Annotated in this window: 13 protein-coding genes; 2 read left to right on the top strand and 11 right to left on the bottom strand. The window is 69.2% G+C overall.

Annotated features, from left to right (window positions below):
• Window positions 1–19: 19 nt before the first annotated feature.
• Window positions 20–796, bottom strand: a complete 777-nt coding sequence (locus tag AB0H43_RS37935) for a methyltransferase domain-containing protein (RefSeq protein ID WP_360008230.1) — start codon at window positions 794–796, stop codon at window positions 20–22.
• Between the two features lie 72 nt (window positions 797–868).
• Window positions 869–2155, bottom strand: coding sequence for a GNAT family N-acetyltransferase (locus AB0H43_RS37930; RefSeq protein WP_360008228.1), 1287 nt, complete (start codon window positions 2153–2155; stop codon window positions 869–871).
• A gap of 385 nt (window positions 2156–2540) precedes the next feature.
• On the opposite strand from AB0H43_RS37930, the gene AB0H43_RS37925 reads away from it, so the two are divergent.
• Window positions 2541–3608: a beta-eliminating lyase-related protein gene (locus AB0H43_RS37925; protein ID WP_360008225.1), complete on the top strand. Its 1068-nt coding sequence runs from the start codon at window positions 2541–2543 to the stop codon at window positions 3606–3608.
• Between the two features lie 10 nt (window positions 3609–3618).
• Complete coding sequence (locus AB0H43_RS37920) at window positions 3619–4698, top strand: GNAT family N-acetyltransferase (protein WP_360008222.1); 1080 nt, start codon at window positions 3619–3621, stop codon at window positions 4696–4698.
• 37 nt (window positions 4699–4735) lie between these two features.
• Here the strand turns inward: AB0H43_RS37920 and AB0H43_RS37915 are convergent, their stop codons facing one another.
• From AB0H43_RS37915 to hrcA, 9 genes are all read right to left on the bottom strand, one after another.
• The gene (locus AB0H43_RS37915; protein ID WP_360008220.1) at window positions 4736–5104 is read right to left on the bottom strand and encodes a cytidine deaminase; all 369 of its coding nucleotides are present in this window, start codon (window positions 5102–5104) and stop codon (window positions 4736–4738) included.
• Complete coding sequence (locus AB0H43_RS37910) at window positions 5097–6362, bottom strand: hemolysin family protein (protein WP_360008217.1); 1266 nt, start codon at window positions 6360–6362, stop codon at window positions 5097–5099. Before AB0H43_RS37910 ends, AB0H43_RS37915 begins: the two co-directional genes overlap by 8 nt.
• On the bottom strand, window positions 6362–6880 hold the full coding sequence (ybeY, locus tag AB0H43_RS37905; protein WP_360008215.1) for an rRNA maturation RNase YbeY: 519 nt from the start codon (window positions 6878–6880) through the stop codon (window positions 6362–6364). Before ybeY ends, AB0H43_RS37910 begins: the two co-directional genes overlap by 1 nt.
• Window positions 6881–6951: 71 nt before the next feature.
• Window positions 6952–7998: a PhoH family protein gene (locus AB0H43_RS37900; protein ID WP_360008212.1), complete on the bottom strand. Its 1047-nt coding sequence runs from the start codon at window positions 7996–7998 to the stop codon at window positions 6952–6954.
• Between the two features lie 191 nt (window positions 7999–8189).
• Window positions 8190–8537: an HIT domain-containing protein gene (locus AB0H43_RS37895; protein ID WP_360008306.1), complete on the bottom strand. Its 348-nt coding sequence runs from the start codon at window positions 8535–8537 to the stop codon at window positions 8190–8192.
• Window positions 8538–8661: 124 nt separating this feature from the next.
• Window positions 8662–10914 (bottom strand): pectinesterase family protein, encoded by a 2253-nt coding sequence (locus tag AB0H43_RS37890; RefSeq protein WP_360008210.1) that lies wholly within the window; start codon window positions 10912–10914, stop codon window positions 8662–8664.
• A 147-nt stretch (window positions 10915–11061) separates the two neighbouring features.
• Window positions 11062–11832 carry a 16S rRNA (uracil(1498)-N(3))-methyltransferase gene (locus AB0H43_RS37885; protein WP_360008207.1) on the bottom strand — a complete coding sequence of 257 codons (771 nt, stop codon included), beginning with the start codon at window positions 11830–11832 and terminating at the stop codon, window positions 11062–11064.
• Between the two features lie 5 nt (window positions 11833–11837).
• Entirely contained in the window at window positions 11838–12971 is a 1134-nt protein-coding gene (dnaJ, locus tag AB0H43_RS37880) for a molecular chaperone DnaJ (RefSeq protein WP_360008204.1), read from the bottom strand.
• A 10-nt stretch (window positions 12972–12981) separates the two neighbouring features.
• Window positions 12982–14001 carry a heat-inducible transcriptional repressor HrcA gene (gene hrcA / locus AB0H43_RS37875; protein WP_360008201.1) on the bottom strand — a complete coding sequence of 340 codons (1020 nt, stop codon included), beginning with the start codon at window positions 13999–14001 and terminating at the stop codon, window positions 12982–12984.
• Window positions 14002–14253: the final 252 nt, after the last annotated feature.

Below are 14253 nucleotides of genomic sequence, written 5' to 3'. Positions count from 1 at the left end.
GTCGCTCGGCGCCGAGCGCCTAGCGGCGCTCCGCCTCGAGAACGAGGCCTTCGCCCAGCTGGCCGAGGACCGGTCGCCGGTGCAGGAGGCGATGCAGCACGGCCGCCGTACGCGCGTCGGTTCGAGCCCCGAGGCGGCTGAGGAAGGGCAGCCGGAAGTCGTAGTAGCGACGGCGCCTGGGGACGAACCCGGCGGTCCGCAGCATCTGAGCGAACTCCGCGGAACGCAGCGGCCGCGGATCGATGCCGTGGGTCGCGAGCCGATTCTCATACGCCTCACGGCGGGACAGCCGCAGTCGCCGGGTGCCCTTCTCGACGAGCTTGCGAGGGCTCCACGCGTTGGGGGTCTGGATGATGAGGCGGCCGCCGGGCTGTACCACTCGTGCGAACTCGTGCAGTACGCCGGCCCGGTCCTCGACGAGTCCGTAGACCCCGATCACCAGCAGGGCCTCGACGCTGCCCGTCGCGAAGGGCAGATGGCTGAGGTCGCAGTTGATCCAGTGCGCATCCTGACCCAGGCCGAGGTTGTCCCGGCCGACTCTCAGCATTTCCCAGGAGAGATCGGCCGAGATGACCCGGCCCGCCTGGCGTACCAGCCGTGGAGCGAGCACGCCCGGTCCACAACCGAGGTCCACGACGACGCCGCCGACGTCTCCGGTCAGCTCGAGGACGACGTCGGCGCGGGAGCGCCAGACGACGCTGTCCGCCGAGTCGCCGATGTAGCGGGTCGAGTAGTAGCGGCTGGCCTCCTCGTCGTAGAACGACTGGATTTCCTGGACAGAGGCGTTCTTGGGCATGACTGACTGCTCCCTCGGGCATACTCGGGGGACTGATGAAGCGGATGTGAGAAGAGAAGCCGGCGGCGCCGCTCAGGAGGCGAGCTTGGCCGGATCCACCCCGTGCTGAACCATGTAGGCGCCGATGGCGCGCTCGTAGAGCTGGAAGTAGTCGGAGAGTTCCTCAGGAGCGGCGGAAGTCGACCGCACATACGACTCGATCGCCCGCAGCCGGCAGCCACGCTGGAGCTTCGCGCCGAAGGACTCGGTGCCGTACTCGATGCCGCGCAGGCCCCGGTCGATCGCGTACGCGATCATCTCGTAGAACAGCGTGTTGAAGTAGATGAAGTTCGAGGACGAGCCCGTTCCGCGGGTGAACCCGGCCTGCCGCGTGTAAAGCACGCCTTCGTGCTCGAGCGCGAGGACGAAGCCCAGTGGCTCGTCGCCGTCTCTGGCCACGAAGACCCGCATCTTGGCGTCCAGCCGTTCCCGCACCCGCTGGAAACCGGCCAGGACGGCGCCCGGCTCGGCGGGGAAACCGAAGCGCCGCTGCAGGCCTGCGTACAGTTCGGACAGGCGCTCGTCGATGGCGTCGCCACCGTCCACCGTGACCCGATAGCCGGCCTCGCGGAAGGCCCGAATCTCCCGTTTGACGTCGTAGCGGCGGCTCCGCGGCAACCAAGCGACGTATTCGTCCAGTGAATTCCAGGCGATGTCCAGCCGGGAATCTGCGTTGATCAGAGTTCGCGCGTAGCCCTTCTTCACCAGTTCGTCGCCGAAGTCCGGAAAGTCGGCCGGGCGGACGTACCAGAAGGCCCGGGTAGGTGCGCCGAGGCGTTCGGCGATCACGTCGATCCCGTCCGCCAGCGCCGCCAAGGTCTCCGCGTCCGGCAGCGGCGACTCCGCCTCCGTGGTGGCGTAGCCGAACATCGCCGCGTTGGCCGCCGTGACGACGAGCGCCGGGTACGGCAGCGCGTCCGAGTCCCGCAGCGACGCCGCCCGCTCGCGCAGCACCGACGCCTCGGCCTCATCGAGTGAGCCGGCCAAGTCACGGGGATGGTCGACGTTCAGCAGCATCCGGGGAACGTTGTCGAACCGCACCTGATCCGGCTGCTCGGCCAGGAAGCAGGAGACGGCTGCGGCCACGGAGTCGTCCGATGTCCGCCGCAGAACCGCGTAGACCGGCGTCGGCGTATTCCAGCCTTGCTGTGAATCCAGCCATTCACCGGTGGGATAAACACTGGAGGGAATTGTGGTTGAAGGCCAATGCGATAGCGGAACGTCCTTGATGTCAGTAAATACATCAATGGAATGTCGGCCGTCGGCCAAACACACCGAAAACACATCGCCTCCCCGTTTGGCGTTCGTGTCGGCCGGCATCGCGGACAGTCCTCGACGCACGGCGAAGCCGGCCGCGAGGCCGTCGTCCCCCGTCGATGTCGTGAGACGCCGGTATTGTGCCGGACCGCAGGACCGGTTCGCAAGACCTATTTGTTGACCTGCATCGATGTACCAACGGACGATGCCCTCGTAGCCGATGAGTCATCGACGATCTCCATGGAAACGCTTCCGGGCAACGGGGTTCGCCCGGCGCGTGCCGGCCGGCGTCACACTGTGTCGACAACTCCGCTTCCCGAGAATTCCGACGCGATGCGCAAGTCGCTCGACTGCGGTAGGGTGACGCCGATCGCTACGTCCAAACGGGGGACGAGAAATGGCTTCGGCGGATAACGAGCGTCGGCTTTTCGACGCGTCCAGAAAGGACGTGCGACTCTTCATGGGTCGCCGCCCGCTCACCGTCGGCGAGATGCTCGCCGAACTCGGCAGGGGCGACGCGTATCTCGATCGGCCCCAGGACGCCTATGGCGACGGAATAGTCCGCGAACTCGAAGATCGGGTGGCCGCTCTGCTCGGCAAGCCCGCGGCGGCCTACTTCCCGACCGGCACGATGGCCCAGCAGATCGCGCTGCGGGTGTGGGCCGAACGCACGGGCAATCCGGCCGTCGGCCTCCACCCGCTCGGTCACATCGAGGCGGAGGAGCGCAAGGCGTATGCGGCGGTGTCCGGGCTGCGGTCTATCTGGCCCACGACGGCACGCCGATCTCCGACCGCGCAGGAGATACGCGAGCTCGCCGAACCGATCTCGTCCCTCGTCGTCGAACTGCCCTTGCGGCGAGCCGGATTCCTGCTGCCGACCTTCGAGGAGCTCACCGAGTTGTGTGCGGCCGCCCGCGACCGCGGTTTCTCGGTGCATTTCGACGGTGCTCGGCTCTGGGACTGCACGACCTGGTTCGACCGGGATCTGCCCGTCGTCGCCGACCTGGCCGACAGCGTCTACGTCTCGTTCTACAAGTCCCTGGCCGCATTCGGAGGTGCCGCGCTGGCCGGCTCGGCGGAGTTCGTCGCCGAGGCGAAGGCGTGGCGGCACCGCTACGGCGGGCAGATTCTCATCCAGTGGCCGCACATCCTGAGCGCGCTCATCGGACTGGACCAGGAACTCCCGCGCCTGCGCGAGTACGCCGCGCACGCCCGGACGGTGGCGACGGTCCTCGCCGGACTTCCGGGAGCCCGCGTCTTTCCCGATCCGCCCCACACTCAGCAGTTCCAGCTCTGGCTGCCACACGTGGCCGGCGACCTGGAGGAAGCCTTCCTCACGATGGTCGAGCAGGACGGGCTGCGCTTCATCGGCGGCTGGACCGAACAGCCGCCCGGCGGTGTGAGCATGGCGGAGGTCTCGGTCGGAGCCGACGCCACCTCATGGTCAGCCGAGGAGGTCCACCGGGCTGGAGAACTACTCCTGTCCCGCCTACCTGCGAGAAGCGCGCTCGAGTGAGGGAGGCGGAGTGAAGGTCACTGAGACGGTCCGAGACTTCTCCCAGGAGGAGTTGGAGAGCCTGGGCGATTGTCTCTACAGCGCGGGTTTCCTCACCTTCGTCGAAGCTTCGCACGGCGCACGCGCACGCACCGTGTACTTCTACGAACGAGACGCCGACGGACTGTCCGCCTTCACGGTCGGTTACGTCTACCAGTCACCCATCCCCCTCACCTTCCGTCTGGACGAATTCCTCGGGCCGACGGCATCCCCCGTCGGCCCGCACCTGGTGGTCAACGTTCCGCTGCGGCTGCGTTCGCGGATCTTCGGGCGCGACGCCGAGTCCCGCGCCCGGATGAGCGAGCAGATCGTGGACTGGGCGCGAGCCGAGGGCCTGACCGCGGTGGTGTATTCCTTCGTGCTCGGGTCTGATCGGCCCACCCGCGACGCACTGATCGAGTCCGGCTTCGCGTCCGCCTTCTACGAGGGCGACTTCTTCCTTCCCATCGCCGGGTCCACCATGGAGGAGTTCCTCGCGAGCCTTCCCCCCGGACCACGCAAGCATTTCCGCAAAGACGCCAACCGGCTCGCCCGCAGTGGCATCCAGATCGAGGACGTGGCCGACTACGACGAGTACGCCGAGCGCCTCGCCGAACTGCACGCTCACCTGATGACGAAGTACCGACGCGGTGAGCCGGAGTTCACCCCGGAGTCCTTCCAGGCGTTCCGCCGCCTGGTCGGTCCGCAGCGGATGATGCTGGCCCGCCGGAACGACTCGATCGTCGGCTTCGCGGCGGCCGTCCTCGGGCACGGCGTCATGCACATGCTGCGCTACGGGCGGGATCCCCAGGTCGAGGAGTGGACCCGGCTCTACGGCAATCTCGTTTACGTCGAATCGGTGCGGCGGGCCGCGGCCGCCGGCTGCGAACGGGTGCACTTCGGCAAGGGATCGCACTGGGCCAAAGTCCAGCGCGGCTGCCTTTTCGAGGAAGGCCACGTCTATCTTCGAGCCTTGGATCCGGCCACGCAGCAGCGGATGGCGGACGAACTCGTACACGTGGACGAGCGCAACCGTGCCCTCTTCGCCGAACGATGCCGAGCCGGCGCCTGACCGCCCGGCCCACCGACTCGGGCCGGGCACCGACCACTCACTCCGACAGGACGGCGAACGCCTTGCCGGTCGCGTCGGCGAGGTAGACGGGGGCGGAGCCCGACAGGTCGCGTACGGCGGCCGCGTTCTGCGCGTCGAGCGTGCTCGCCTCGGTCACCAGGGCCGCCGCCTCCAGCGTGGCGGCTCCCGCGGCCACGGCGGCGGCCACGGCCAGTTGCAGGGCGCCCAGGCCGAACGAGGGCAGGGCGACCGTCACTCCGGTGTAGGTCCGGCCGTCCTGATCGCGTACCGCCGCCCCTTCCAGAGCGGCGACGCGAGCCCGCGCCGACCGGGCGAGGGTGACCAGCTTCGCGTCCTCGGCCGTGAGTTCGGCGGGCGCGGGCGCGAGGGCGGGGGTGTCAGGCATCCTGCAGCTCCTTCTGCGGCGTGACCAGCACGGTGTCGATGCGGTTGCGCCGGCCGGTCGCGCCCTCCGCGGTGAGGGTGAGGCCGCCGACCTCGGCGCTCGCGCCGGGGATCGGCACTCGGCCGAGGGCCTGGGCCAGCAGGCCGGCGACCGTCTCCACCTCGTTGGCCGGAAGTTCCACGTCGAAGATCTCGCCGAGGTCCTCGACCGGCAGCCGCGCCGATACGCGGACCGCGCCGTCGGGGAGGTGTTCGATCGGCGGACGCTCCACGTCGTACTCGTCGGTGATCTCGCCGACGATCTCCTCCAGGATGTCCTCGATCGCGATGAGGCCGGCGGTGCCGCCGTATTCGTCGATGACGACGGCCATGTGCGTCCGGGCGGCCTGCATCTCGGCGAGCAGGTCGTCGATCGGCTTGGACTCGGGCGTGAAGACCGCCTCCCGCATGACCCGGCCGACCGTGGTGCCTTCGTCGTATCCGCCGGTCAGGGCGCGGGCCAGGTCCTTGAGGTAGACGACGCCGAGCACGTCGTCGATGGACTCGCCGACGACCGGGATACGCGAGAAGCCGGAACGCAGCGCGAGCTGCAGCGCCTGGCGCAGGGTCTTGCCGCTCTCGATCCAGACCATCTCGGTCCGGGGCACCATGACCTCGCGGGCGATGGTCTCGCCGAGGGCGAAGACGGAGTGGATCATCTGACGTTCGCCGTGCTCGACGACGCCCCGCTGCTCCGCGAGGTCGACGAGTTCCCGCAGCTCGACCTGGGTGGCGAAGGGTCCCTCGCGGAAGCCCTTGCCGGGCGTGAGCACGTTGCCCAGGACGATCAGCAGGCGGGTCAGCGGGCCGAGGACCCGGCTGAGCCAGAACACGATGGGCGCGGCATACCGCCCGACCCGGTACGCGTGCTGGCGGCCGATCGTGCGCGGCGCGACGCCGATGACGACGAACAGGATCACCGTCATCACGGCGGCGGTGAAGGTGGCGCCCCAAGCCGTGCCGAAGGCGTCCACGGCGACGAGGGTGACCATGACGGTGGCGACGAGTTCGCACGCCATCCGCAGAAGCAGCAACAGGTTGAGGTGGCGTACCACGTCGCCGGCGATGACTTGGAGAGTCGCGGCGCCCCGCTGACCCTCCTTGGCCATCTCACCGGCGCGGGCCGGAGACACCACGCCGAGCGCGGCCTCCGTCATGGCCACCAACCCGGCGACGACAACGAGCGCTGCCGCCGTCCAGATCAACGGACCGTCGGACATCAGCGGCCGCGCCCCCGCCAACTGTTGAGCAGCTTGGCCTGCAGGCCGAACATCTCGCGCTCCTCCTCAGGCTCGGCGTGGTCGAAGCCGAGCAGGTGCAGTACGCCGTGGACGGTCAACATCTGCAGCTCGTTGGCCATGGTGTAGTCGGGCGACGGCGTCGGGGCGGGCGCGTCGGGCTGGCGCATCCGCGGGTCGTCGGAGCCGAACTGGGCCGCCTGACGGCTGGCCACCTCGGGGCAGAGCACGATGTCGCCGAGCAGCGCGGGCTCGGCCCGTCCCTCGGCCGGACCGTGGTCGATCGTCTCCTCGTCCATCGGGAACGCCAGGACGTCGGTCGGGCCGTCGCCGCCCATCCAGCGGTGGTTCAGCTCGGTCATGTAGTCGACGTCGACCAGCAGCACGGACAGCTCGGCGAGCGGGTTCACGCCCATCTCGTCGAGGGCGTGCCGGGCGACGGCGACGATCTCGTCGGCGTCGACCTCGAAGCCGGACTCGTTGGCGATCTCGATGGACATGGCGTCATTTTCCTTCATCGGGCCGACCTCGTTCCCGGCGGCCCGGCTTTCGCCGGACCACCGGGGCAGGTTCAGCGCCGGCGGCCGGCCCGCCGCGGCTGCAGGTTGTGCGGCATCTGGGTGGCGTTCTGCTCGGCGTCCCACTTGGCGTACGCGTCGACGATCTCGCCCACCAGCCGGTGGCGGACGACGTCGGCGCTGGTCAGCTTGGAGAAGTGGACGTCGTCGAGGCCTTCCAGGATGTCCTGGACGACCCGCAGGCCGCTGCTCGTGCCGCCGGGCAGGTCGACCTGCGTGACGTCACCGGTGACGACGACCTTCGAGCCGAAGCCGAGCCGGGTCAGGAACATCTTCATCTGCTCGGGCGTGGTGTTCTGGGCCTCGTCGAGGATGATGAAGGCGTCGTTGAGCGTCCGGCCCCGCATGTACGCCAGCGGCGCGACCTCGATCGTGCCCTGGGTCATCAGCCGCGGGATGGACTCGGGGTCGATCATGTCGTGCAGCGCGTCGTAGAGCGGCCGCAGGTAGGGGTCGATCTTCTCGTTGAGCGTGCCGGGCAGGAAGCCCAGTCGCTCACCCGCCTCGACCGCCGGCCGGGTCAGGATGATCCGGGTGATCTCCTTGGCCTGGAGCGCCTGGACCGCCTTGGCCATGGCCAGGTAGGTCTTGCCGGTACCCGCCGGGCCGATGCCGAACACGATGGTGTGCTCGTCGATGGCGTCGACGTAGCGCTTCTGACCGACGGTCTTCGGCCGGATCGTCCGGCCGCGCCGGGACAGGATGTTGAGCGTCAGCACCTCCGCCGGACGCTCGGCCTCACCGGAGGTGAGCATGCCGATGCTGCGACGGACCACGTCTTCGGTCAGCGTCTCGCCCTTCTCGATCAGTTCCAGGAGTTCGGTGAACACCCGCTCGGCCAACGCGTTCTCGGCCGCCGGGCCGGAGATGGTGATCTCGTTTCCGCGCACGAGGACGTCACTGACGAGGGACTTCTCCAGAAGCCGGAGGATGCCGTCGCCCGCGCCCAAGAGCTTGACCATCGCGTGCGGGTCAGTCACGGTCAACTTCGTCTGCACCCGCTCGGGGGTCTGCTGGTTGCTCGAAATGGTCTCTGTCATGGGCTGGCGCTACGGCCTTCTCGCACCTGCTCTCCCTGCTCCCTGCCGGCTCCCGGCGCACTTCCCGGGCACTCCGGCGTCCGGTGGACTCCATGGTACCGGGCGTCGCCACCGGAATTCCCGCCCTGATCTGGAGGAAAACGTCGCCGGCCGCCGCCACATTCCCCGTACGCCCGTTCGAGCGGGGTGGATCAGCCCGCGAGCGCACCCAGCGGACGCCCGGCCAGCACGTGGGCGTGCACGTGCGGCACCTCCATGCCGCTGTCCGGCCCGGTGTTGAAGATCGTCCGGAAACCGGGCTCGACGACACCCTCCGCCCGCGCCACCTCCGCGACCGCGGCGAGCAGCGCGCTCGCGGCGGCGGGATCGGACGCCAGCGCCAGGACGTCGTCGAAGTGCTGCTTCGTGATCACCAGGACGTGGACGGGGGCCTTCGGCCGGATGTCGCGGAAGGCGAGCACGGCGTCGGTCTCGTACACCACGGTCGCGGGGATCTCGCCCGCCACGATCCGGCAGAACAGGCAATCGGTCACGTTCAGCAATATACGACCCACGAGTCGATCACCTGCTCAGGGAATCGATCAGGCAGCTACGGACACGACAGGCCGGTCGATCACGCCCGTTAGTTCATGATCGCGCGGGAAGGGAGGGAGTCGGGGTGGGTCAGCAGGGGGAGGGGGTCCAGTCGGCCAGGTAGGCGGGGATGGTGAACGACGCCGGGTCGGTCACCTGCGGCCGGTCGGCGTCCGGGGACCCGGGCGGCAGCGCGCCGGGTCCGGTGTTGGCGTATTCGCCGAACCGGGCGTCGCGCCAGGAGAATCCGGACATGTCGGTCCACGGTGCGCTCTTGATCGCGGCGGGCAGGCTGCTGTCGCGGATGACGACCTGGGCCTGGGCGTTCGGGTCGTTGCTCGGGTGCCAGGGGCGGCCGAGGTAGTAGCTCTGCGCCGGGGCGTCGCTGGTCAGCGTCGAGTGGATGATCAGGAAGCCGTGCGGGTTGAAGAGCTGTGTGCTCGCCGCGGTGAAGTAGCCGGCCGGGTTCAGCCCGCGGTCGAGGCCATGGATGCGTACGTGGTCGAAGACGGCGGTGGCGCGGCCGAAGATGAAGTCGACGTCGCCCTCCACGTAGGAGTTGCGAACGTAGACCCGGGCGGTCGCGGTGACGACGGCGGTGTCGACGTAGAGCGTGTCCTGGTTGCCGAGGAACCGCACGTTGTCGAACAGGATCCGGTCGCCGGTCGTCTTCACCGCGACCGCCTGCTTGCCGCTGATCTCCGGATGCCCGGCCTCGTCGAAGTCGTTGGCGAACGTGACGTCCCGCGCGATGAAGTCGCTGCCCTTCAAGGTGACCGTCGCGCTTCCGGTGGTGCCGTAGGTCGTGCCGTCCGGCTTGAGGCAGCCGTTGCAGTGGTTCTCGACGATCACCACGTCGGCGGCCCGGCCGGTCGTGCCGACGATCGCGAGGTTCGGCTTGTCCGTGGGCACCGTGACGGTGCCGCGATACACGCCGGGACGGACCCGGATGGTGACGCGAGCAGGGCTGCCGGTGGGTGCGGCGTCCACCGCGGACTGCACGGTCGGGAACTCGCCGGCCGGGTCGACCGTGATGGTCTCCTCACGGCCCGCGCGACCCGCCCCCGCCAGGTCGCGCAACACTCGCGCCAGCTGGGCGGGCGCGTGCACGGTGGCGCGCAGGGTCGGGGTCCAGCCGGCGTCGGCGCCGAGCTGCTCTACATTCGCCGAGTTGTACGCCGAAAGCAGATCCACGACAGCGCCGTTCACGAGGTTGTCCGACGCCGTTATCGCGGTGCCCTTCCAGTACTTGATGATCTTCGCGGGGTCGACGCCGTCGGCCAGTTCGAAGGCGTTGTGCTGGGCGACGATGGCCGAGTTGACGCCGACGCCCCAGCTGTAGGAGTACGCGTCGGGATCGGTGACCTGATACAGGTTGTCGTAGACGTCGACCTGGCCGAAGCGTACGCGTGGCACCCGCTGGCCGGAGTTGCGATAGATGTTGTGGTGAATGGTGACGTGCAGCTTGCCCTCGTCGCCGTTGGTGGTCTTGTCGGTGTTGCCGATGAGGTGGGTCTTGTCGTGGTCGGCGAAGACGTTCCACGACATCGTCACGAAGTCGCTGCCCCGGATCAGGTCGACGAGGCCGTCGTGCCATTGATAGGGCCGTCCGAAGTAGAGCGGCTGGGTGGAGTCGGGATAGCGGCCGTCGCTGAAGGTGTTGTGGTCGATCCAGACGTGCGTCGACGCGTAGGTCAGCGTGATCGCGTCGTACTCGGAGTTCCAGTTGCCCTCGGCGCCGTCGGTCGGGTCCCAGCTCGGGAAGCAGTCGACGGGGGCCTCGATGTCGAGGTTGCGGATCACCACGTTGTCGGCCGCGCTGAGCATCAGGTTCATCCCGGACAGGCGAGCGCCGCCACCGAGGCCGTAGATCGTGGTGTTGCCGTAGACCCGGATCTTCGTGTCGGCGGACTGCCTCGCCTGGGAGGCCGCGCGAGCGGTCTCGAGCGGGCCACTCGGCTTCGTCGTCCGGCCCCACACCGCCGGGTCGTACGCCGCGAGGTACGCCTCCCGTGTGTAGCCGGGGTCGGCGTACTTCGCGCAGTTGTCCGGGGCGGCGTCGCCGTCGACCTTGCCTGCCACGTAGACCATCCGGGGCGCGGTGTCGGTGCCGTCGCCGAGCGCGGCGATCAGCCCGGCTCGGTCGCGTACGACGAAGGTGTGCGCGGCGTCGGCCGCTCCCCCACCGGTCGTCCCCGTCGTCGCCGACGCCCATCCGTCGTCGGCGGGCAAGGCGTCACGGCCGGGGCCGGCCTGGGGACCCTGGGCGGTGGCGGGGGCCGGCCCGGCGGTCAGCCCGAGGGCGACGAGCGAGACGGCGAGCACCAGACGTGTCGTACGCATGCCGAGCACGTTACGAAAGCCGACCGGACCCACCAATAATTCTGCACATGCAGATGTATCGAATAGCTTGATCGCCGCCGAAGTGGCCTGTCAAGCCGACTTATCCGACTAGGTCGTCGAGGTTTGCAACCGTTTGCAGTTGCAGTCTCACCACCGGCCGAGCCGGGTGTTCAGCAGGCTGATCGCCGCCACCCCGGCCGTCGACGTACGCAGCACGTTGTCGCCCAACCGCACCGGCACCGCACCGGCCTCCGTGAACGTGGCCAATTCGTCCGGGGCCACGCCGCCTTCCGGCCCGACGACCAGGATCAGGTCACCATTGTCCGGCAGGTCGACGGCCGCCAGGCGTACACCTGCCTCCTCGTGCAGGACGAACGCGGACCCGGAGCCGGGGAACGCTTGCGTGAGCCGCCAGGAGTGCAGTCTGCTGATCCGCGCGGCGAGTTGCTTGGTGGAAACGTCGGGTGCGCCGCCCACGGCCGGGACCCACGCGCGGCGGGCCTGTTTGGCCGCTTCGCGGGCGGTGGCCGCCCACTTGTCGCGGGACTTGGCGCCACGATCGCCGCGCCACTGGGTGACGCTGCGTGCGGCCGCCCAGGGCAGGATCTCGTCCACGCCGACCTCGGTCATCGCCTGCACGGCCAGTTCGCCCCGATCGCCCTTGGCCAGGCCCTGCGCGACGATCAGACGCGGTTGTGGCGCATCGGTGAGCGCGGCCTGACCCACGTCGAGCAGCAGGGAGCCCTTGGCGGCCGAGACCACCGTAGCCGGGGCGAGGCCGCCCAGCCCGTCGCCGAGCAGCAACTCCTCCCCCGGCCGGAGCCGCTGCACATCGGCGGCGTGCCGTCCTTCCGCACCTTCCAGGACGAACTGCCCGATCGCGGGCAGCGCGTCGACCAGGAACAGCGGCCTGCTCACGGCGGTCAGTGACCGTTGAACGCGTTGCGCAGCGAGCTGAAGAACCCGCCGGTCTGCTTCGCCAGCTCCGCCATCTCCTCGCCGCGGGACTTGGCGAACTCCCGGAGCATGCGCTCCTGCTCGGGCGTGATCTTCGTCGGAGTACGCACGTCCAAGTGCACGAACAGGTCACCGCGAGCGCTGCCCCGCAGGTGCGGCACGCCCCGGCCCTTGATCCGGACCGTGGCCCCGGCCTGGGTGCCGGCCTTGACGTCGACCTGCTCCTCGGTGTCCAGCGTCTTTATGGTGAGCCGGGTCCCCAAGGCCGCCGCCGTCATCGGCACCGTCACCTTGCAGTGCAGGTCGTTGCCCTTGCGGGCGAAGACGTCGTGCGGGCGCTCGTGGATCTCGACGTAGAGGTCGCCGGGCTGGCCGCCGCCGGGGCCGACCTCGCCCTGCTGGGCCAGCCGGATGCGCATGCCGTCCTCGACCCCGGCCGGGATCTTCACGGTCAGCGTCCGCCGCGTACGCACCCGGCCCTCGCCGCCGCAGGTGGCGCACGGGTGCGGGATGGTCGTGCCGAAGCCCTGGCAGGCCGCGCACGGGCGGGTCGAGACGACCTGGCCGAGGAAGGTGCGCTGAACCGACTGGACCTCGCCCTTGCCGTGACAGATGTCGCACGTCACGGGATGGGTGCCGGCCGCCGTGCCGGCGCCCGAACAGGTCGAGCAGAGCACCGCGGTGTCGACGGTCAGCGGAGCCTCGACGCCGAAGGCGGTCTCCTGCAGTTCGAGGTCGAGCCGGATGATGGCGTCCGCCCCCGGCCGTACGCGTGGCCGCGGCCCACGCGCGCTCGCGCCGCCGAAGAACGCGTCCATGATGTCCTGGAACCCGACGAACGGGCCGCCGGCGCCGGGACCGCCGCCCATGCCGCCGCCACCGGGCGCGAGCGGGTCGCCGCCGAGGTCGACGATCTGTCGCTTGTGGTCGTCGGACAGGACCTCGTACGCGGCGTTGATCTCCTTGAAGCGGTCCTGCGCCTCGGGGTCCGGGTTGACATCAGGGTGGTATTGCCGCGCCAGCTTGCGATAAGCCCGCTTGATGTCGTCCGCGGTGGCGTCCTTGTGCACACCCAGGATGCCGTAGTAGTCCTTGGCCACGTGATCCTCTTCAGTTCTGTGCGAGTAGGTCGCCCACATACCGGGCCACGGCCCGGACGGTGGCGATCGTGCCGGGGTAGTCCATCCGGGTCGGGCCGAGCACGCCCATCCCGCCGACGATCTGCCCGCCCGGTCCGTATCCGGTGCTCACGATGGAGGTCGCGCGCAGATCGGCGTATTCGTTCTCGTCACCGATGCTGACCCGGGTCGACCCGGACTGCTCGCCGATCAGCTTGAGGAGGATGACCTCCTCCTCCAGCGCCTCGAGCACCGGCCGGATCGAACCGGCGAAGTCCAGCATGCTCGCGCGGGTCAAGTTGGCCGTGCCGGCCAGCGCGATCCGCTCCTCGTGCCGCTCGACCAGGGTCTCCAGCAGGATGCTGGCCAGCGTGGTCATGGCCGGGCGCAGGTCGTCGGAGACCTCCTCGACCAGCGTCTGGACCAGGGGCGGTGTCTGGGTCAGCGGCTGACCGCCGAGCTTGGCATTGATGATCCGGCGCAGCTCCAGCACGTCCTCGGCCGGCAGCGTGCCCGGGATGTCGACTTGGCGCTGCTCGACCCGGCCGGTGTCGGTGATCATCACCAACATCATCCGGGTGGTCGACAACGGGACCAGCTCCAGGTGCCGGACCTTGGACCGGGACAGCGACGGATACTGCACCACGGCGACCTGCCGGGTCAGCTGCGCCAGGAGGCGTACGGTGCGGTGCACGACGTCGTCGAGGTCCACCGCGCCCAGCAGAAAGCGCTCGATCGCCCGGCGCTCGGCCGGCGAGAGCGGCTTGATCTTCGACAGCCGGTCGACGAAGAGGCGATAGCCGGCGTCGGTCGGGACACGACCGGCGCTGGTGTGCGGCTGCCGGATGTAGCCCTCCTCCTCGAGGACGGCCATGTCGTTGCGGACGGTCGCCGGGGAGACGCCTAGCGAGTGCCGTTCCACCAAAGACTTGCTGCCGACCGGTTCCTGGGTCGACACGTAGTCCTCGATGATGGCGCGCAGTACGTCGAGCTTGCGATCGTCGAGTCCCACCGGCGCACCTCCCTGCCCTTCGCGGTCGGGCCCCCGGCCCTGGAGAGGGTCGGGCCGCGGCTCGATTCTGGCACTCGTACGCCGCGAGTGCCAGTTTACCGGGCGTTCGTCTCGCTCGGCGGGCTGCGGTATCGCCCCTTGGTCGTCATGGGTGACGAAGCCGCCGAAATCGCCCGGCCGCCCGTCTACCGGCGACGATTCACTGGACATTTGGCCGCCTTAGTGTCGCCAACCAGTCGAATGCGAGCTCTG

Source organism: Hamadaea sp. NPDC050747 (genome assembly GCF_040654195.1).
GTDB lineage: Bacteria > Actinomycetota > Actinomycetes > Mycobacteriales > Micromonosporaceae > Hamadaea.
This window is presented reverse-complemented; position numbering and strand designations above follow the sequence as displayed.

Excerpts from the sequence above, each read along its gene's own strand:
- AB0H43_RS37930 (WP_360008228.1), bottom strand. The coding sequence starts at position 2,155 with ATGCCGGCCGACACGAACGCCAAACGGGGAGGCGATGTGTTTTCGGTG.
- AB0H43_RS37915 (WP_360008220.1), bottom strand. The coding sequence starts at position 5,104 with ATGCCTGACACCCCCGCCCTCGCGCCCGCGCCCGCCGAACTCACGGCC.
- ybeY (WP_360008215.1), bottom strand. The coding sequence starts at position 6,880 with ATGTCCATCGAGATCGCCAACGAGTCCGGCTTCGAGGTCGACGCCGAC.
- AB0H43_RS37890 (WP_360008210.1), bottom strand. The coding sequence starts at position 10,914 with ATGCGTACGACACGTCTGGTGCTCGCCGTCTCGCTCGTCGCCCTCGGG.
- AB0H43_RS37900 (WP_360008212.1), bottom strand. The coding sequence starts at position 7,998 with ATGACAGAGACCATTTCGAGCAACCAGCAGACCCCCGAGCGGGTGCAG.
- AB0H43_RS37910 (WP_360008217.1), bottom strand. The coding sequence starts at position 6,362 with ATGTCCGACGGTCCGTTGATCTGGACGGCGGCAGCGCTCGTTGTCGTC.
- AB0H43_RS37935 (WP_360008230.1), bottom strand. The coding sequence starts at position 796 with ATGCCCAAGAACGCCTCTGTCCAGGAAATCCAGTCGTTCTACGACGAG.